The organism is Devosia sp. RR2S18, from assembly GCF_030177755.1.
GTDB classification, from domain to species: Bacteria; Pseudomonadota; Alphaproteobacteria; order Rhizobiales; family Devosiaceae; genus Devosia; species Devosia rhizosphaerae.
Genome location: NZ_CP126539.1, coordinates 2,890,705 through 2,909,121, shown reverse-complemented (window position 1 = coordinate 2,909,121; position 18,417 = coordinate 2,890,705). Strand labels below are relative to the sequence as shown.

Below are 18,417 nucleotides of genomic sequence, written 5' to 3'. Positions count from 1 at the left end.
TCCAGTGGCAGGTCCTCACGCGCGCCCGTCTTCCTTGTACAGCAGCACCGTCACGCCGATGACGATCGCCACTAGTGCCGGTCCGGCCGCCGCAAACGTCGGGTCGAGAACGCCAGTCGACCCCGCGCGGTCGGCCATCTCGGTAATCACGAATACAACAAACCCAAGCACGATCCCATAGAGGACCGCTGGACCAAAATTAGAGGATCTTCGATAACCCGCGGTAAACGCAAAGGCAATGTAAAGCGAGCCGGTCAGCACCAACGGCAGCGCCATCAGCTTGATCAGGCGCATGGTTGCGGCGCTTTGAATGGCACTATCGGCCACGCCCCGGCGCAACAGTTCGGCCAGTTCAAAGACGGTCATGTCCTCGGTCGAGGAGAGTTTTAGGCTAATCTCGGCCGGTGTTGAACTGGTCGGCAATCGGTAGTCCGTCAGCGGCATGGCGCCACTCTCCGGCTTCCGCGCCACTGCCGTGGGGAACACCCACTCACCATTCTCGAGCCGAGCTTGTGGTGCCTCGATGCGCTCTTGGTCAGCGCCGTTCAACATGAAAGCAGTGACATTGTGCAATTCGCTGCCACCAGGCTCCATCCCGGTCGCCATCAGCACGTAGCGCATGTCCCCACTGCGCTGCTCCAGCCAGATTTCGCCGGCAGGGGTTTGTGTCGTCGGTCCAGGCGGTGTGGGGTAGAGGTCGCGATTGATCATCGTACTCACCGTCTCGGCGGTGAGCACGACGAAAAACGTAATTAGCAGCAAGGCGATCGTCGGTGCCCGCACGATGCGCCAGATCGAAATGCCGCTGGATTTTATCACCGTCATCTCGTGCCGTGCTTTGAGGTCGATCAGCCCGATGATCGCTCCCATCAGCACCGTGACCGGCAGCGTCTTGATCGTCCATTTGACCGCAACCATCGCCAGCATGAGCAGCGCCATAGGGAAGCCGTTCTGCTCAGCTACGTAGTTGAACCGCCACGCATCCAGCGATTCCACCAGCGCGATCAGCCCATAGAAGATGAAGACGGTGACGCCGATCCGGCTGCCGAGGCGCTTCAGAACCAGCCAATCGATCCGACTCATGCAGTCACCATCGGCCAGGTGCGCCGCGGTCGTACGCGCCACAACAGCACGGCAGTTCCGATCACGATCATTGCTAACGCTCCGGTAGCGCTGCCCATAGGGCTGTAGGTGCTGATGCCACGCTCTCCAAAAGCGATCAGGAGCACAAAGGCTTCCAGCGGAACGCCTACCTTAGCGCGCCTGCCACTTGGGAATGCGCTCATAGAGAGAACCAAAAGGCAAATGCCGATCACCCGCAGCCCTTCGGCGTTCCGATCGGCCAGCCGCCGAACGATGTCCGAGGTCCAGCCGGTGGCCATGGCCATGCGAACCAGGGTGATGCTGTCCTGCTCCCAGATCGGATTGCTCTCGCCAGTGGCTTGCGACAGGCGCTCCACATTGAGGTCGTAGCTCTCGAATGTGATCTCGGAGAAACGGCCGCTCGCGTCGTGATTCTGCAGCGATCCGTTGCGCAGTTCGACCACATATTCCTCACCATCTGTGGAAACCTGAGCAGTTTCTGCGATGTAGGTGCGACGGGTCTCTGGATCGCGCCGGTCATCGGCAAAGAACTCTTGGATCTCGCCATTACCCGAGCGCCCACCGATCAGCAGCACGACGCCCGGCGTCACCTGCGTGAAGCGCTGCGGCTTGAGGGTAGAACTCACCAAATCGGCGGCTACGCTGGCGCTCAGGATGCTCGCGCGCCGATTGGCATAGGGCTCGATGAAGTTTGAGAGCAGCAAGACGCCTACCACTCCGGCGGTAGTGACCACGCCGGCAGCCCGCCACAGCCCCGGTAGTCCACCGCTGGAATGGATGATGTTGAGTTCCTGATTGCCCTTGAGCGCCTGTAGGGCGCGCACGAGGCCAATACCGATACAGATATAGAAGAACGAAATCGCCAGTGGCGGCATGCTGAGTAGGCCCTGGTAACCCAGCGTCCAGACTCCCTGACCCTTGACGGAGATGACATCGAACGAACGCAGGCAACTGACGAGCCACAACAAAAAACAGACGACGCCGAACAGAATGACGGCGTCGACTAGGAAGATGCGTGACAAATAGCTGGGTAGCCGCTTCATACGGGGCGCAGCCGGCTCCCTTTCACCGAGGATCGACGGGACCATGGGGGAGTTCGCGCCGGTCGGCAAGCGCGGGGCCTTGCCAAAGCCGATTTGCTGCTCCCGCTGTTGCGGGATTGACGCGGCGCAAGAGAGTCCCACACTAGGAGGACCATTGCTTCTCGCCGCTTCGGCGCCAATTCAGGCCTTTCATGTCCCAGACCCTTCAGATCAAGACGGCGGCGCTTGCTGACGTCACTGCCGACCTCACCATTATCTATGCTGCCGAAGGCAATACACCCGAGGGCGCGGGCGCAGCGCACTGGTCTGCGACGGGTCTGGACTGGGCGGCGGCAAGTGGGGCCGGGGCCTTCAAGGGCAAGCAGGGGCAAATGCTTGATGTGCTGCCCCAGGGCGGCGGACGCCTCCTCGTCCTTGGCAGCGGCAAAGCCGCTAGCGAGACGCCGCTCAACGCCTGGACGGACCGGGGCGGCTCCCTGATGGCTAAGATCGCTGCCACCAAGGCCGCTTCTGTTGCTGTCGTCATCGATGAGCCCGGCGCCAACCCCGCGGCTGTCGGCGAACTCGCCGCAGGCCTCCGGCTCCGACATTACAAGTTCGACAAGTACAAGTCCGCCAAGGACAGCGACGCGCCGGCCGAACTGACCATCACCCTACACGTCTCCGATCCCGAGGCGGCGCAGAGCGCCATTGCCGACCGAGGCGCGACTGTCGATGGCACTCTCCTTGCGCGCGATCTGGTCAACGAACCTGCCAATGTGCTGGGGCCAGTCGAGTTTGCCGAACGCGCCGCCGAACTCGCGCGGGGTGGCGTGGAGGTGGAAATCCTCGAACCCGAACAGCTCGAAGCGCTCGGCATGGGTTCGCTGCTCTGCGTCGCCAAAGGCTCGGATCGTCCGGCGCGGCTAGCCATCATGCAGTGGCGTGGCGGGAAGGCAAATGCTGCCCCACTGGCGTTCGTCGGCAAGGGCGTGGTCTTCGATACCGGCGGCATTTCGATCAAGCCAGCGGCCTCCATGGAAGACATGAAGGGCGATATGGGCGGCGCCGCGGCCGTGACCGGCCTCATGCTCGCGCTGGCAACCCGCAAGGCCAAGGTCAATGCTGTCGGCGTGATCGGGCTGGTCGAGAACATGCCCTCGGGAAGGGCGGTGCGCCCTGGCGATGTTGTCAAAGCCATGAGCGGCACCACGATCGAGGTCATCAATACCGACGCTGAGGGTCGTCTAGTGCTGTCCGACGCGCTCTGGTACACGCAGGACCGCTTCAAGCCGCGTTTCATGATCAACCTGGCGACCTTAACTGGCGCCATCATCGTCGCCCTCGGCCACGAACATGCCGGGCTCTTCTCCAACGATGATGACTTGGCCAGCCAGCTTCTGGCGGCCGGTATCGCGGCCAACGAGAAGGTCTGGCGTATGCCGCTGGCGCCAGCCTATGACAAACTGCTCGAGTCCAAGTTCGCCGACATCAAAAACTCGACCGGGCGCGGCGCAGGCTCCATCACCGCAGCCCACTTCCTGCAGCGCTTCGTCAATGGCGTGCCATGGGCACACCTAGACATCGCCGGGACGGCATTCGGCGGTTCGAGCACTGAGGTCAACACCTCCTGGGGTGTGGGATTCGGAGTGGCTCTCCTCGACCGACTCGTGCGCGATCACTACGAAGGCTGATCCGAGCCAGCGAGCGCTCCCATGCCCGACGTTCTGTTCTACCATCTCGAAGCCCGTCCGCTTGAGGTCGTCCTCCCGCAATTGCTGGAGAAGACGCTCGAGCGCGGCTGGCGGGCTGTTGTCGAGGTCGGTTCAACGGAACAGGCCGAGGCGCTCGACGCCCATCTCTGGACGTATCGGGACGACAGTTTCCTGCCCCACGGCTTGGCCGGGGATGCGGTGGATGCCTATCAGCCGATTCTGCTCACCACCGGGGCCGAAAATCCCAACGGCGCGGTCTGCCGCTTTTACGTGGATCGGGCAGTGCCACAGTCGGCCGACGGCTATGAACGGATCGTCTTCATGTTCTCAGGCCACGACCCCGATGCCGTGGCTGAAGCCCGTTCCGCCTGGAAAATCCTGCGCGACGGCAACAACGTTACTTATTGGCAGCAGGAGCCCGATGGGCGCTGGGTGAAAAAGGCATGACTCCCGATCTTTCGACCCCCAGCAAGCACAAGCTGCATGAGGACATCTTCGCCATGCTCATCGGGACCACTCTGGTCTCCCTGGGCGTGGTGCTTTATTCGGAGGTGACCCTCACCACGGGCAGTTCCGCCGGTCTGGCACTCCTCCTGCAATATATGACCGGCATCAGCTTCGGCGTGCTCTTCTTCGCGATCAACCTGCCGTTCTACGTGCTGGCTGTGATGCGCATGGGCTGGCCCTTCGCCATCAAGACCTTTGTCTGCGTCGGTCTGGTATCTTACTTCACCAGCCAATTCCCTCTTTGGCTCGATGTCAGCCAGGTCGAACCGCTCTTTGCCGCCCTAATTGGTGGCGGGCTCATGGGCTTGGGCATTCTCTCGCTGTTTCGCCACAAGGCCAGCGTCGGTGGCGTCAATATTCTGGCGCTGTTCCTACAAGAAAATTTCGGCATCCGGGCTGGCTATTTTCAGCTTGGCGTTGACGCGGTGATCCTCGTCCTCGCCTTTTTCATCCTGCCCTTTGACCGCGTGATCTACTCCATCGCCGGCGCGCTGGTGCTCAACATGATCATCGCGCTCAACCACAAGCCCGGGCGCTATGTCGGTTTTAGCTGACGACGAGGCACGATCATCGTCACTTGGTCTTGCCGGACCCTGATTCGGCCAACGCGCCGGTGTAGAGGTCCATATAGTCCTGCATCAACTCGTAGCAGAAGATCACTTCCAGGCTCTCCGGGTCGTAATAGGCGTTTGCCTCCCCGCAGCTTCGCGCATTAAAGCGCACGTGCCGGCGCAGCTTGTACTTGGTGCGAAGTTCCTGCGCGACCTGATCGAACACGCCGCTGGACCTGAATGCATCGGCTGCAGCCTGCAAGTCTTCCTCGGCTGGGTGGTAGGTAACCGTCACGCTGGTCCCATCCGTCTTGTACTTGCCCCCACCCAGCACCGCCTCGAAGCTCCGCGCAACAGTGTCGAAGTCGACTTGGCAGCTATCCTGCCGGTCGCGATCGATGCGGTACTGATTGGCGATGGACCGGAAGGCTTTCTGATCGCTCCCCACCATCAAGCAGACGATCTGGAAAGCGCGCTGCTTATCGAGGCTATGGGCAGCGTAGAAGTCAGATTCCATGCCACCGCTGTCATACGCCACTCCAGACAGCACCCAACCCTGGGCGGCATCGGCGAGTGCCTGGTCGGCTTCTTTGCTGCGCTTCTTGAGGAGGAGCCAACTGGCCATATTATCGGCCGCGTCCTCTTCGCGCCCCAAGACGGGCACCGAGAGCTGATCGAACAGCAGGTGCGCCACTTCATGATAAAGTACGAAGAGGCTGTTGTGGGCGGCAAACCGCCGGCTATCAGCCTGTTCTGCCTTGCTGGGAGGCTGATCCTGCGCCGCAACGGCGCCGCAGCCGAAGACTGCAAGGGTTGCTGCGAAGAACAGGGACAGGGCTAGACGCATCGGGCACTCGGGAGTTGGACGTTCCCAACCAGAGGCAAGCTTGCAGCCAGTGTCAACGAAGCTTGTCGTTACTTTTGGCCTGGCGCCCAGTCCTTGTCGGCGAGCTCGAACCCGGAAAAGCGGAAGCCCGGCGCCACCGTGCAGCCTACCAATGTCCAGGCACCCGTGCTCTCCGCCGCCTGCCAGGCGTCCCGTGGCACCACCACCTGCGGTCGCTGGCCCTTTTCAAGATTGTTGCCCAACATGTGCTCGTCCACCGACACGCCATCGGAGATTAGCAACCGCAGTGGTGCGCCAGCATAGAAGTGCCAGACCTCTACCGCGTCTACCCGATGCCAGTGCGAACGGTCCCCTGCTTCCAGCAAGTAGTATATAGCGGTCGAATGCGCCCGCCCATCCGCCTTGGCATCATCTTCGAAGGTCTGGGCATACCAGCCGCCCTCGGGATGGCGCTGCATCCCAAGGGTAAAGATGACATCCTTGGCGCTGAGCTTGCTCATGCCCGTTCGGCTTCCTCCAGCTCGGCGCTGAGCGCCAGCCACTGCTCTTCGGTGGTCTCAAGGTCCGCGCTGAAGCGCGCCTTGTCCTTGCCCAGAGCAATAACCCGCTCGGGAGCGCCGTTGTAGACCTTGGGGTCAGCCAGCTGGACTTCGATTTTGCCGATTTCCACCTTCAAACGGGCGATCTTGGTTTCAGCATCCTTAATGGACGATTTGATCGGAGAAAGCTCGGCACGGCGCGCAGCCGCTTCCTGCTTGGAGAGCTTCCGTTCCGCCTTGCTGCCACCGCCCGACCGGCTCTCCTTGCCCGAGGTGATGGAGCGCTGATAGCTGTCGAGGTCCTCGTCCAGCTCGCGGATGGTGCCACCTTCGGCGATCCACAGAGTGTCACAGGTAGCCTCGATCAGATGGCGATCGTGGCTGATGATGAGCACGGCGCCTTCGTAATCGTTGAGCGCATGTACCAACGCATCGCGGCTGTCGATGTCGAGATGGTTGGTGGGCTCGTCCAGGATCATCATGCCCGGGCCCGAGAAGGTTATGAGGCCCATCAGTAGCCGAGCCCGCTCTCCACCTGAGAGGTTCTTCGCCTTGGTGTCCATGCGGCTGGTGGTCAGCCCCATCTGGTTCAGGCGCGAACGGCGCTTGGCCTCATTGTCTGTCGGCATCAGCTCGATGACGTGCTCGAGCGGCGTCCACTCGGGCTTGAGCTTGTCCATCTGGTGCTGGGCGAAGTGCGCGATTTCGAGCTTCTTGCCCTTCCTGAGCGTGCCACCCATGGCCTCGATGTCGCCCGCCAACAACTTAGCGAAGGTGGACTTGCCATTGCCGTTGACACCGATCAGGGCAATGCGGTCCTCGGGGTCGATCCGCATGGTGATGTTGCGCAGGATAGTTTTGTCACCATAGCCCGCAGCCACGCCATCCAGGGTGATCATTGGGGTAGGGGCCTCAGTCTTGGGCTGTTGAAAGCGGAAAGGCGCCGCATATTCGTCGAACATGGCAGCAGGAGGCTTGAGCTTTTCGATCATCTTGACGCGCGCCTGCGCCTGCTTGGCCTTGCTCGCCTTGGCTTTGAAGCGGTCAACGAACTTTTGCAGATGCGCGATCTGGTCGAGCGTCTTGTCACGCGACTTATTGTTGAGCTCCATCTGCATGCGACGGGTCTCTTCGAACGTGTCGTAATTGCCCTTGTAGAAGGTGAGCTTGCGATGCTCGAGATGGATGATCGAATTGACCGATTTGTTTAGGAGGTCGCGATCGTGGCTGATCATGAAAACCGTATACGGGTAGGTCGCGAGATATTTCTCGAGCCACAACGTGCCTTCAAGATCGAGATAGTTGGTCGGCTCGTCCAGCAGCAGCAGGTCCGGTTGGCTGAAAAGCACACCCGCCAGTGCCACGCGCATGCGCCAGCCACCCGACAGCTCGTGCGTCGGGGCATTCTGCCGGTCCTGCTCGAAACCAAGACCCTTGAGAATGGCCGAAGCGCGCGCCTCTGCCGTGTGAGCATCAATATCGGCCAGCCGAGTGTAGATCTCACCGATCCGGTCTGGGTCGGTCGCCGTTTCGGCCTCGACCATCAGGGCAGTGCGCTCTTTATCGGCCGAGAGTACGACGTCGAGAACGCTTTCATTGCCAGCCGGCGCTTCCTGCGCCACTGCGCCGATCCGCGCCTTCTTGGCGAGATCGATGTTGCCGGTGTCGGCTGCGATGTGTCCCTGGATCAGGTGAAACAGCGTGGTCTTGCCGGTGCCGTTCTTGCCGACGAAGCCCGTCTTGGATCCCGTGGGCAGAACCACTGAAGCATCCTCGAACAGTTCGCGGCCTTGAATGCGATAGGTGAGATTGGAAATGGTCAGCATATCAGAGGCAATCTTCGAAACTGAAGGCAGGCTCGCGCTAGCAACGAGTGCGGAGTAGTGTCGATCCTGCGGAAATCTTGGGGTCGTTGGATAGAGTTAAGCGATGCTTATGGCAACCGCTGTGGCGCATGCCTCCCATCTCTGGCACAACGAGGCATCCCTTGTGTGCCCCTCAGCGTTTCCGAGCCATCAGATAGAAGGGGTCCACTCATGATCAAGACCATGCTTGCTACTGCTGCCGCCGTGCTGGCCTTTGCACCAAGCCATCTTGCCGCACAGGAGCCTCGTCAACTTATTGGGCTTGAGGCCCAACGCACCCTGCCCAATCAGGTGGAGATTTCTTTTTCATATGAGGGAAGCGCCTGCGAGGAGGTAGGGCCCGCCCAACGGGGCGACTTGAACAGCGGCACGCTTGCCATTGCTTTCCCCACCATCGACACGGCGGAAGTGTGCACCTTGCAGATCGTGCAGATCGAGGTGAACCAGACCATCGAGGCAAACGACATGGTGGAAGCCGTGGAGGTCACGTTGCTCGCGCCGGATGGCGGCATCATCGCCATGGGCACCACCGCAGTCGACGGCTGATCCATTGCGCGAGACGGCGGTTGAACATGCGCGCCGCCGTCTTGTCTCCGTCGCAGTCTCCCGCTACAAGCGCGCCACCTTCCAACCAGCTTAAGCAGGGACCAGACCGCCATGGCGATCGAACGCACCTTCTCCATCATCAAGCCCGATGCGGTCCGCCGCAACCTTATCGGCAAGATCATCGCCAAGTTCGAAGAGAACGGCCTGCGCCCGATCGCCCTCAAGAAGATCCACATGACCCGCGAGCAGGCCGAAGGCTTCTACGCAGTCCACAAGGACCGCCCCTTCTTCGGTGAGTTGGTCGATCAGATGATCGCTTCGCCCGTCGTGGTCCAGGTGCTGGAAGGCGAGGGCGCCATCCTCAAGAACCGCGAGATTATGGGCGCCACCAATCCGGCCAACGCTGCCGAAGGCACCATCCGCAAGGAATTTGCACTGTCCGTCGGCGAGAACTCCGTCCACGGCTCGGACGCCCCCGAGACTGCTGCCGAAGAGATCAAGTACTTCTTCAACGACGACGAACTGGTCGGCTAATGCCCGAGGTCTACGTCTACGCTGTTGAGGGCCGCACTGCCGAGCAGAAGCGGGGCCTTATGAAGGACATCACCGATGCGGTGGTGAAGAATTTCGGCACCGATCCTGAAAAGGTCACGGTGCAGATCGTCGAGTCGCCTAAGGACAGCAAGGCCAAGGGCGGCATTCCTTTCAGCGAGCGTTAGGCCCGGAGCCTGCCGCATTTTTCGAGGGTCGCCTTCATGGCGGCCCTTTTCGCTTCTATGTGTTATCGGTGCCGCCAATACCACGGCATCTCCCCGCCACCGCGGGACCTTCTTTTTCCAATCTCCCCGCAGGGCATGACCGCCATTGTGGGAAAATGACGCCAAGTGCTTGGCCGGCGTCCCATGAAAGTCACCTATGTCCCTGCCTGCAACGATCCTTCCGCCGCTTGCCCGTGCCCTTACCGCCAAGGGCTACGAAACACTCACCCCCGTTCAGTCCGCCATTATCGAGGATGAGACCGCCGGCCGCGATCTCCTCGTTTCGGCGCAGACCGGCTCGGGCAAAACCGTTGCCTTCGGCATGGCCATTGCGCCGACCCTGCTCGGTGAGGACGACAGCTTCGGCGCCGCCGGTGCGCCTTTGGCCCTGGTGATCGCCCCCACGCGCGAACTCGCCCTCCAGGTGCAGCGCGAACTTGACTGGCTCTATGCCGAAGCCGGCGCCCGTACGGCGTCGGCCGTCGGTGGCATGGATGCCCGCACCGAGCGCCGGGCTCTGGAACGCGGCGCCCACATCATCGTGGGCACACCCGGCCGTCTGCGGGATCATATCACCCGTGGCGCCCTCGATATGTCGGGACTCCGCGCCGTCGTTCTCGACGAGGCCGACGAGATGCTCGATCTGGGCTTTCGCGAAGACCTCGAGTTCATCCTCGACGCCGCGCCCGAAGACCGGCGCACGCTGCTGTTTTCGGCCACCGTGCCGCGCCCAATCGCGCAACTGGCCAAGACCTTCCAGCGGGATGCTTTGCGCATCAGCGCCACTTCGGGCGAAGAGCAGCATGCCGATATCGACTACAAGCTGATGCTGGTCCCCGCCGCCGAGCGGGAGAACGCCATCATTAACACGCTGCTGTTCTTCGACAGCGCCAACACCATTGTTTTTGCCTCCACCCGCGAGGGCGTGAAACATCTCTCAGCACGCCTCCACAATCGCGGCTTCGACGTCGTGACGCTTTCGGGCGAGCTCACCCAGTCCGAACGCACCAACGCCCTGCAATCTATGCGCGATGGCCGCGCCCGAATCTGCGTTGCCACTGACGTAGCTGCCCGCGGCATCGATCTGCCCAATCTTGACCTCGTCATCCATGCCGACCTTCCAACCAACGCCGATACGCTGCTCCACCGGTCCGGCCGCACGGGGCGGGCAGGGCGCAAGGGCACCTGCGTCATCATCGCCCCCATGCATCGGCGCAACGTGGCCCAGCGCATCCTGAAAACCGCCAAGCTGGACGTCAGCATGATGGCGCCTCCCAGCGCCGCACAGATCGAAGCTCAATATCGGGAATCCATCCTGACGGCAGAAGCATTGAGCCGGCCGGTGGCCGAAGATGAGAGTGAGTTCGTCGCGCAATTGCTGGCTCGTCACAGCGCCGAAGCCATCGCCGCCGCCTATTTGCGCCAGCAATTGGCCTCCCGACCGGCGCCCGAGGACGTTACGGAGAACGCCATGCCGGACAAGCCCGGCGACAAGGACCCACGCACGCGCGAGCGTTTCGAGGGCGGCACTTGGTTCAAGGTCACCGTGGGTCGCAAGCACAAGGCGGAACCGCGTTGGGTGTTGCCCATGCTGTGCAAGGCCGGCAACGTCACCAAGACTGCCATCGGCTCAATCCGCATCTTCGACACCGAAAGCCATTTCGAAGTCGCTGCCGATAAGGCCGACAGCTTCGCCCGTAGTGTGGAGAAAAACGGCTCGGGCGAGCGTGGCGTCCAGATCCTCGCCATCGACGCCCCCGGCGAGCGCCCCACCTCTCCCCGAGCGGCCGGACCACGCCCGTCCAACAAGCGCCCTCCGGGGCCGCCGGCCCGCTATGATCCCGCAGCGCCGCGCTCCGAACGAAGCGACCGAAAGCAGCGCTACGGCTCGACTGCGCTTGGTGCCGACGACTTTGAGGCTCCGCCTGCAGAGGAAGTCCGCGCGCCGCGCCCGGACAAGCCGCGCGGCCCCAAGCCGACGACTAAGGACAAGGGTAAGCCGAAATGGGCCGGCAAGGCGGCCGAAGGCGAGCCCCGGCCGAAGAAGGCCAAGCCAGCCAAAAAGGACCACAAGCCCAAGCGCAAGCCTCAGGTCTAGGCCTGGATTGCTTTTGCGCGGGTGGCGGCTACCGCCACCTGCTCGGAAAGGGCGGCAATCTCTGCTCCAAATTTGTCCACACCGGTCTGTGCGTGCTCCGGCCAGGCGCCGAACTTGCGGAGCAGTGGCACGAGCTGGGCGACTTCCACCGTCGTCCAGCTGCTGAGGAAGTCTCCCATGATCAGGAACTTGTAGGCGCGCACCGCTTCCACTATCGCACCTCCCGCCTCGGTGAGCTCGACAACGGTACGACGCGCATCGGCCTGGCTTACAGCTCGCCTGGCATACCCCGCCTCGACCATTTCGCTAACGACACGGCTGGCGCGGGAAGGATCGATCCCCAGCCGCTCACCCACCGAAGAGACAGTGGTTTCACCGTTAGCCAGTTCGCCGAACTCATCTACAGACGCTCCAATTGCGGTCAGCACATCAAGTTGCTGTAGCTCAAGCGCGATGCCGAGGTCCTGCAGCGCGCGGTGGCCGAGTTCGCGCTTCATGGCCCGCCGCCGCCAGTTCTGCAGCAGGGCGTCGACGCTGATCACCGCCTGCACAGTGCTTTTGGCAATGCCCGCTCCACGCAGGATCGCATCCATCTGCAAAGTCTCACCGGCCTTACTCATCACAGCCCCTCGTTCCCTGTTCCGCGCAGAAGCATGCTGTTGACATGTATTTGCTAGGGGCACATATATCCGCCAAAACATCACTCCACAAGGCCACCCCAAGGCCGGCGACTGCAAGCCAGGAAATCATCATGTCCGCCATCAAGCCATCCCAGCCGCCGGACGAACAATCCATCCCGCTGATTATCGGTGCCGTGGCGGTGACGCTGTTGCTGGCCTCCCTGGGCCAAACCATCGTATCGACTGCCCTACCAGTGATCGTCTCGGAACTGGGTGGCCTCGAACACCTGACCTGGGTGGTCATTGCCTATCTTCTCAGCTCCACCGTCGTCGCGCCCATCTATGGCAAGCTCGGCGATCTCTATGGCCGCAAGATTGTGCTGCAGGTGGCCATTCTCATCTTTCTCGCCGGTGCGGGTCTTTCGGCGTTCGCCAATTCCATGAACTTCCTCATCGTTGCCCGCGCCGTTCAGGGGCTCGGGGGTGGGGGCCTCATGGTGGTGGCCATGACGGTGGTGGCAGACGTCATTCCCCCGCGCCAACGCGGCAAAATCCAGGGGGTGTTTGGTGCCGTCTTCGGCGTGTCGACTGTCGTTGGGCCGCTCCTTGGCGGCGTCATCGTCGAGCATCTAAGCTGGCAGTGGATCTTCATCATCAATTTGCCGCTCGGCGCCCTGGCGCTGGCTGTAATCGCCTTTGCCCTTAAGCCAAAACCCAATCGCGTCGCCCACCAGATAGACTATCTCGGCTTCACCTTGCTCACGGCTGCTCTCTCGGCCTTCGTGCTCGCCACCAGCCTTGGCGGAAACACTTTCCCTTGGATGTCGCCCCAGATCATAGGTCTTATCGGGGCTGCATTGGTCGGACTTGCCGTTTTCGCTTGGGTGGAGTTGCACGCCGCCGAGCCCGTGTTGCCGCTCGGCCTGTTCCGCAACAACACTTTCGTCATCACCAACATCGCGGGCTTCCTCGTGGGCATGGCGATGTTTGGCTCCATCACCTTCCTGCCGATGCATCTGCAGATCGCCAAGGGTGTTTCGCCGACCAACTCCGCGCTGCAGCTTCTGCCGATGATGGTGGGCCTGATCGGCGCCTCTACCCTTTCGGGTTTTCTCATGAGCCGCACCGGACATTACAAAGTTCTGCCCATTGTATCCACGGCGCTGCTGGTCATCGGCCTCACATTGCTCGGCACCATGGCTCTGAAAACGCCGGATTGGCAGGTTTCCTTGTTCATGTTTCTGGTGGGCATGGGCATCGGCCCGGTCAACAGCGTCAGCGTCACCGCAACCCAGAACGCCGTCGACCGCAATCTGGTGGGGGTCGCCACGGCCGGCACCACGCTCTTTCGGCAGATCGGCGGGTCGATCGGCGTGTCGGTCTTCGGCGCAATCTTTGCGAGCGGTCTGGCCGGGCAAGTGGCTGGGCTAGTTCCTGCAAGTTCCGCTGGCGCCATGAACGCCCAAGCCATTGCCGCTTTGCCGGGGCCGGTTCGTCATCAGGTGCTCGAAGGCTTTGCCGCGGCGCTCCACCCTGTGTTCCTAACGGCCGCCGGGGCATCGATGATCGCCTTCTTGCTGCTTTTCTTCCTTAAGGAGCTGCCACTTGCCACTACCCTGCGTAAGGAGCCGGAGGTCGAGCTTGACGCCGAGGAGGAGGCTGCTGCGGCTGCGGTAGGAGCGCCGGCTACTCCCCGCTAGGAAGAGTTGCGCCGCATCTTTCTCTCGCGCCGCAGCTGCCCTATATCGGTGGCACTGCGGGGACGACCCCGCAGTGCTCCCCTACATTCCGGGACGACCCGGCCAAGCTCCTTTGGAGGCTTCTCTCATCGCATGGGTTTACCTCGTCATTGCCGGCTTGTTCGAGACCGGTTGGGCCCTAGGCCTCAAATACACGGAGGGCTTCACTCGCCCAATTCCCACCGTGCTGACCGTGGGGGCAATGATCATCAGCGTGGTGCTGCTGGGCATCGCCCTGCGCGAGCTGCCGGTCGGCACCGGCTATGCCGTCTGGACAGGTATTGGCACCGTTGGAACAGCGATCTTGGGCATGTACCTCTTTGGCGATCCAGCTACGGTGGCGCGACTTGCCTGTTTGGGCTTGATCATCGCTGGCATCATCGGCCTCAAGGTTATATCCTGATCCTTCAGGCGCTTGGGTGCTTCTGTAGATTCTGTCTGCCCGTTAGCTGAATCTCTGCTTGAACTCCTTGCTGTTGTAAAAAAGTCGGGGTTCCGCAGAAACTTGCACGCTTGCAAGATTGTTAGTGGCCACCCACTGCGTGTTGCGAGACTCTCTTCCCATCGCCGAACTGCGTCGCTCGGCTCTGGTAATTTTGGAGAGCTCTCGTGCCCTTGCGCTGGCAGGAAGTGGCAGTGCCACTTTTCGTAATCGTCGCCCTTATCGTCCTCAAATACGTGCCTGCCACAGCACATCTGCCGCTCTCCCGCGCCGCCGGCGTGGTCGCCTTTGGCTATGCGGCCTTTCTTGCGCTTCGTCTGGTGCAGGGAGAAGAGGCTGTTTCCACCGATGGCTGGTCCGAGCTCCGTCCGTCCATGGTCGAATACTTCGCCTGTTATGGCGCCGCTGCTCTGGCCGTGGTGCTCATGTCGGCGGTTATCGTCATTGGCGGCACTAGGCATGTCGATACTACTCAGCTGGTTGCCACTTTCATCGCGTCGCTTGCGCTTGGGGCAGGGGCCTTCGGTATCGGCGTTTGGGGCCTGTTCACCAAGGTGCGCTGGAACAACACCTTGCTTGAATATCGCAGTGCCTTTGGCCGTGAGACCCGCATTGCCTGGTCCGATGTGCGCTCGGTCCAGCCCAATTGGCGGGGCATCAGCGTCACCACTCAGCACAGTGAAACGGTGACTTTCTCGCAGTTCCATTCCGGCGCTGCGCAACTGGCGATCCACGCCACCAATCGCGCTCGCCGCAATTCTGAAACCGCCACCAAGGCGTTCGCAACCCTATAGCCACCGACGCCGAGTGCAGCCAATCCCTCCCCAGGGGGAGGTTAGGTGGGGTTACGTCCTCCAGGGCATCCATTCACCGGCGCGATCGATCCCATCACATCAAAGGATTTGAGGGGTCATGTCCCCTCAGGTAGCTTCGGCGTCATGAACAAGCCTCTCGCTCTGCGCACCGCACGGTCCGTTTGTCCGCATGATTGCCCGTCGGCCTGTGCGCTCGATGTCGAGATCGTCGATGCACACACCATCGGGCGCGTTCGTGGTGCCAAGGACGATCCTTATACGGCTGGCGTCATCTGCGAGAAGGTTGCCCGCTACGCGGAGCGCATCCATCATCCCGAGCGCTTGCTGCACCCGATGCGCCGCGTCGGGCCCAAGGGCTCAGGGCAGTGGCAGCAAATTGGCTGGGAGGATGCACTCGACGAGATCGCCACCCGTTTCACCCAGATCGAGGCAGAACATGGACCCGAGGCGATCTGGCCCTATTTCTACGCCGGCACCATGGGTCATGTGCAGCGCGATGGCATTGAGCGCCTTCGTGCCGCCAAGGGCTATTCGCGCCAATACGACACTATCTGCACTGGCACCGCCTGGCCCGGCTATATTGCTGGGACGGGCATGCTGGGCGGCGTCAATCCCGAGCAGATGGCAGAAAGCGATTGCGTCGTCATCTGGGGCACCAATGCGGTCCACACCCAGGTCAATGTGATGACCCACGCTATGCGCGCCCGGAAGGAGCGGGGCGCCAAGGTGGTCGTTATCGACATCTATGAAACCGCAACAATGGCTCAGGCCGATATGGGCCTGATCCTCCGCCCCGGCACCGATGGGGCCTTGGCCGTGGCGGTCATGCATGTGCTGCTGCGCGAGGGGCTCGCCGACCGAGCCTATATGGCGCGCTACACCGATTTCGGACCCGAGTTCGAAGCCCATCTTGCCGCCCGAACGCCCGAATGGGCATCCCCGATCACCGGCCTTTCAGTCGAGCAGATCGAGGCTTTCGCCCGTCTTGTCGGCATGACGCCGCGCAGCTATTTCCGGTTGGGCTACGGTTTCACCCGGCAGCGCAACGGCGCCACCGCCATGCATGCCGCGCTTTGCATTCCGGCCATGACCGGTGCCTGGCAACACCGCGGGGGTGGAGCCTTCCACTCCAATTCCGGCACCTGGTCGCTGGACAAGTCGCGTCTCACCGGCAGTTTTCTCCAGAAGGGCGACCCCCGCTGGCTCGACATGAGTGAGATCGGTCTCATTCTTACCGGCGACGCCACCGCCCTCAAAGGTGGCGCACCGGTCATGGCCATGATCGTCCAAAACACCAATCCGGCCTCTGTCGCCCCCGAACAGCAGCTCACCCGTCGCGGCTTGGCGCGCGAGGACCTGTTTCTGGTTGTTCATGAACAGTTCATGACCGAGACCGCCGAACTCGCCGACATTGTCCTTCCTGCCACTATGTTCCTGGAACACAACGATTATTACACCCGCGGCGGCCACACCCGCGTGCTCTTCGGCCCCGCCCTGATCGAACGTCCCGGGGACGTCCGCTCCAACCACGAGGTCATTAACGCGCTGGCGCTCCGGCTTGGTCTGACCGACGATGTCTTCCGCACCAACGACAGGGATGTGGTTGCCGACACTTTCCAGCGCTCCAACTACCCCGCGCTTGAAGAGGTCGAAAAGACCGGCTTCGTCGATCGCGAGCGTCCGGACGCGCAGGCCCGTTTCGCGGATGGCTTTGCCTGGCCAGACGGCAAATTCCGCTTTGCCCCCAACTGGCAGGGCACTGCCGATAGAAAGGGTTATCTCTGGGTCTGTGACCCGGCAGATATGCCCCGGTTTGCCGATCACTGGGGCATCACCGAAGAGACAGATCACGAGCACCCCTTTCGGCTTGCCACTAGCCCCGCTCGAGGCTTCCTCAACTCGTCGTTTAACGAGACGCCCGGCAGCCAGAAGCGCGAGGGCGTGCCAACCGTCTTCATCCACCCCGAGGACGCATTACGCCTCGACATCGCGGAGGGCGATGCGGTCAAAGTCGGCAATAGGCGCGGCAGCGTTATTCTAACCGCACGCGTGCGGCTCGGCATGTCTCTCGGCGTGCTGATTGCCGAGGGCCTTCACAAGAACAGGTCGCATCGTGGCGGGTGGGGCATCAACGCGCTCACCAGTGCCACGCCGGCCCCCCCATTTGGCGGCACCACCTACCATGACAGTGCCGTCTGGATCACGAAAGCCCATTAGGCCAGATAGGCGCCCCAGAAGAAGTAGCCCGTCATTACTACGCCGTAGATGATGACGCCCGTCCGGATCCACTGCCGCGGGATGAGGTGAGCCAGCCGAGCTGCGAGATACCCGCCCACGACCACGCCCACCAAGGCGATGGAGCCATGATACCAGTCGATCGAGCCGTTAAAGGCAAAGCGAGCCACTGCGACGAGGGCCACGATGCTCGAGATATAAAGCTTGAGCCCGTTCATCGCGTGAATGTCGCTCATACCCGCGGTTGCCAGGAACGCCAGCAGCAGGATGCCCAGGCCGGCATTGAAGAAGCCGCCATAGACGCAAACCAGCGCCAGGAACACCAGCAGCAGCGCGGAACCGACGAGCCTCATGCCACGCCCGCTACCACCCCGAGATGCCACCAAGCTGTTGATCTGGTTGCCGAAGATAAAGAGCAGCACCGCAAAGGCCATCAGCCAGGGCACGACCAGCGAAAAGACCTTGTCCGAAACCACCAGCAGCAGTTCGGCGCCGATGTAACCAAACACCAGGGACATGATGGTGTAGAGCACCAGCCGGTCCTTGTACTTGGCCATCGCACTCCAGTAGCCAACCGTCCCACTTACATAACCCGGCATGGCCGCATAGGTGTTGGACGCGTTTGCGATAACCGGTGGTACGCCAACGGCCAGGAGTGCGGGAAAGACGATGAACGATCCTCCCCCAGCAAGCGAGTTAACAGCGCCGCCCAGGAGGCCGGCAACAAGGAGAAAGAGGGTTTCGAGCATGGCGCCTCGGTGGAGTCACTTGGCTTGTGGCGAATTGGAAGAAGATCCCTACCTCCTAGTCCGCTTCGCCTGGCCTACCCAACATTTTTGTCTGATGCCCGCCATCACTGGCGTTTATCTGCGATTGACAACTTCACCTCGCAGGATCATACCGCCTCCCGGTTGCTGGCACCTGCCGCTCGCCGGATACGTCCGATGGTGAAGCCCAGCCCCGAGCACGAGACCGAACATCTGGTTCATCCCTGCGAGGCGCTCCATGGCAACG

18 protein-coding genes are annotated in these 18,417 nt (G+C 61.7%); 11 read left to right on the top strand and 7 right to left on the bottom strand.

Going from position 1 to position 18,417, the window contains the following annotated elements:
* Window positions 1–15: 15 nt before the first annotated feature.
* Window positions 16–1,083, bottom strand: a complete 1,068-nt coding sequence (locus QOV41_RS14305; protein ID WP_284577419.1) for an LptF/LptG family permease — start codon at window positions 1,081–1,083, stop codon at window positions 16–18.
* Window positions 1,080–2,147 carry an LptF/LptG family permease gene (locus tag QOV41_RS14300; RefSeq protein WP_284577418.1) on the bottom strand — a complete coding sequence of 356 codons (1,068 nt, stop codon included), beginning with the start codon at window positions 2,145–2,147 and terminating at the stop codon, window positions 1,080–1,082. Before QOV41_RS14300 ends, QOV41_RS14305 begins: the two co-directional genes overlap by 4 nt.
* 191 nt (window positions 2,148–2,338) lie before the next feature.
* Between QOV41_RS14300 and QOV41_RS14295 the strand changes: the two genes are divergently transcribed.
* The 3 genes from QOV41_RS14295 to QOV41_RS14285 are packed head-to-tail and all read left to right on the top strand — an operon-like array spanning window position 2,339 to window position 4,902.
* Window positions 2,339–3,820 carry a leucyl aminopeptidase gene (locus tag QOV41_RS14295; RefSeq protein ID WP_284577417.1) on the top strand — a complete coding sequence of 494 codons (1,482 nt, stop codon included), beginning with the start codon at window positions 2,339–2,341 and terminating at the stop codon, window positions 3,818–3,820.
* Window positions 3,821–3,841: 21 nt separating this feature from the next.
* Window positions 3,842–4,288, top strand: a complete 447-nt coding sequence (locus QOV41_RS14290; RefSeq protein WP_284577416.1) for a DNA polymerase III subunit chi — start codon at window positions 3,842–3,844, stop codon at window positions 4,286–4,288.
* Window positions 4,285–4,902, top strand: coding sequence for a YitT family protein (locus tag QOV41_RS14285; protein WP_284577415.1), 618 nt, complete (start codon window positions 4,285–4,287; stop codon window positions 4,900–4,902). The genes QOV41_RS14290 and QOV41_RS14285 overlap by 4 nt, the downstream gene beginning before the upstream one ends.
* A gap of 19 nt (window positions 4,903–4,921) precedes the next feature.
* Here the strand turns inward: QOV41_RS14285 and QOV41_RS14280 are convergent, their stop codons facing one another.
* The 3 genes from QOV41_RS14280 to QOV41_RS14270 all read right to left on the bottom strand — a co-directional run bounded on the left by QOV41_RS14280 (window position 4,922) and on the right by QOV41_RS14270 (window position 8,111).
* Complete coding sequence (locus QOV41_RS14280) at window positions 4,922–5,746, bottom strand: DUF4344 domain-containing metallopeptidase (RefSeq protein ID WP_284577414.1); 825 nt, start codon at window positions 5,744–5,746, stop codon at window positions 4,922–4,924.
* Window positions 5,747–5,814: 68 nt separating this feature from the next.
* The gene (locus tag QOV41_RS14275; RefSeq protein ID WP_284577413.1) at window positions 5,815–6,246 is read right to left on the bottom strand and encodes a cupin domain-containing protein; all 432 of its coding nucleotides are present in this window, start codon (window positions 6,244–6,246) and stop codon (window positions 5,815–5,817) included.
* Window positions 6,243–8,111: an ABC-F family ATP-binding cassette domain-containing protein gene (locus QOV41_RS14270; RefSeq protein WP_284577412.1), complete on the bottom strand. Its 1,869-nt coding sequence runs from the start codon at window positions 8,109–8,111 to the stop codon at window positions 6,243–6,245. Before QOV41_RS14270 ends, QOV41_RS14275 begins: the two co-directional genes overlap by 4 nt.
* 210 nt (window positions 8,112–8,321) lie before the next feature.
* Between QOV41_RS14270 and QOV41_RS14265 the strand changes: the two genes are divergently transcribed.
* The 4 genes from QOV41_RS14265 (at window position 8,322) to QOV41_RS14250 (ending at window position 11,552) form a co-directional block, all read left to right on the top strand.
* On the top strand, window positions 8,322–8,696 hold the full coding sequence (locus QOV41_RS14265) for a hypothetical protein (protein WP_284577411.1): 375 nt from the start codon (window positions 8,322–8,324) through the stop codon (window positions 8,694–8,696).
* A 111-nt stretch (window positions 8,697–8,807) separates the two neighbouring features.
* A complete protein-coding gene (gene ndk, locus QOV41_RS14260; RefSeq protein ID WP_284577410.1) occupies window positions 8,808–9,230 on the top strand; it encodes a nucleoside-diphosphate kinase in 423 nt (140 codons plus the stop codon).
* On the top strand, window positions 9,230–9,415 hold the full coding sequence (locus QOV41_RS14255; RefSeq protein WP_284577409.1) for a tautomerase family protein: 186 nt from the start codon (window positions 9,230–9,232) through the stop codon (window positions 9,413–9,415). The genes ndk and QOV41_RS14255 overlap by 1 nt, the downstream gene beginning before the upstream one ends.
* A gap of 196 nt (window positions 9,416–9,611) precedes the next feature.
* Entirely contained in the window at window positions 9,612–11,552 is a 1,941-nt protein-coding gene (locus QOV41_RS14250) for a DEAD/DEAH box helicase (protein ID WP_284577408.1), read from the top strand.
* On the opposite strand, the gene QOV41_RS14245 is transcribed toward QOV41_RS14250, so the two are convergent.
* A complete protein-coding gene (locus QOV41_RS14245) occupies window positions 11,549–12,172 on the bottom strand; it encodes a MarR family winged helix-turn-helix transcriptional regulator (RefSeq protein ID WP_284577407.1) in 624 nt (207 codons plus the stop codon). The genes QOV41_RS14250 and QOV41_RS14245 overlap by 4 nt on opposite strands.
* 131 nt (window positions 12,173–12,303) lie before the next feature.
* Here QOV41_RS14245 and QOV41_RS14240 point away from each other — a divergent pair, with 131 nt between their 5' ends.
* The 4 genes from QOV41_RS14240 (at window position 12,304) to QOV41_RS14225 (ending at window position 17,385) form a co-directional block, all read left to right on the top strand.
* Window positions 12,304–13,872: an MDR family MFS transporter gene (locus tag QOV41_RS14240; protein WP_284577406.1), complete on the top strand. Its 1,569-nt coding sequence runs from the start codon at window positions 12,304–12,306 to the stop codon at window positions 13,870–13,872.
* A 127-nt stretch (window positions 13,873–13,999) separates the two neighbouring features.
* Window positions 14,000–14,314 (top strand): quaternary ammonium compound efflux SMR transporter SugE, encoded by a 315-nt coding sequence (gene sugE / locus QOV41_RS14235; RefSeq protein ID WP_284581337.1) that lies wholly within the window; start codon window positions 14,000–14,002, stop codon window positions 14,312–14,314.
* Window positions 14,315–14,547: 233 nt separating this feature from the next.
* Window positions 14,548–15,147, top strand: coding sequence for a hypothetical protein (locus QOV41_RS14230; protein ID WP_284577405.1), 600 nt, complete (start codon window positions 14,548–14,550; stop codon window positions 15,145–15,147).
* Window positions 15,148–15,291: 144 nt separating this feature from the next.
* Window positions 15,292–17,385 carry a molybdopterin-containing oxidoreductase family protein gene (locus QOV41_RS14225; protein ID WP_284577404.1) on the top strand — a complete coding sequence of 698 codons (2,094 nt, stop codon included), beginning with the start codon at window positions 15,292–15,294 and terminating at the stop codon, window positions 17,383–17,385.
* On the opposite strand, the gene QOV41_RS14220 is transcribed toward QOV41_RS14225, so the two are convergent.
* Complete coding sequence (locus QOV41_RS14220) at window positions 17,382–18,152, bottom strand: sulfite exporter TauE/SafE family protein (RefSeq protein WP_284577403.1); 771 nt, start codon at window positions 18,150–18,152, stop codon at window positions 17,382–17,384. The genes QOV41_RS14225 and QOV41_RS14220 overlap by 4 nt on opposite strands.
* Window positions 18,153–18,417: the final 265 nt, after the last annotated feature.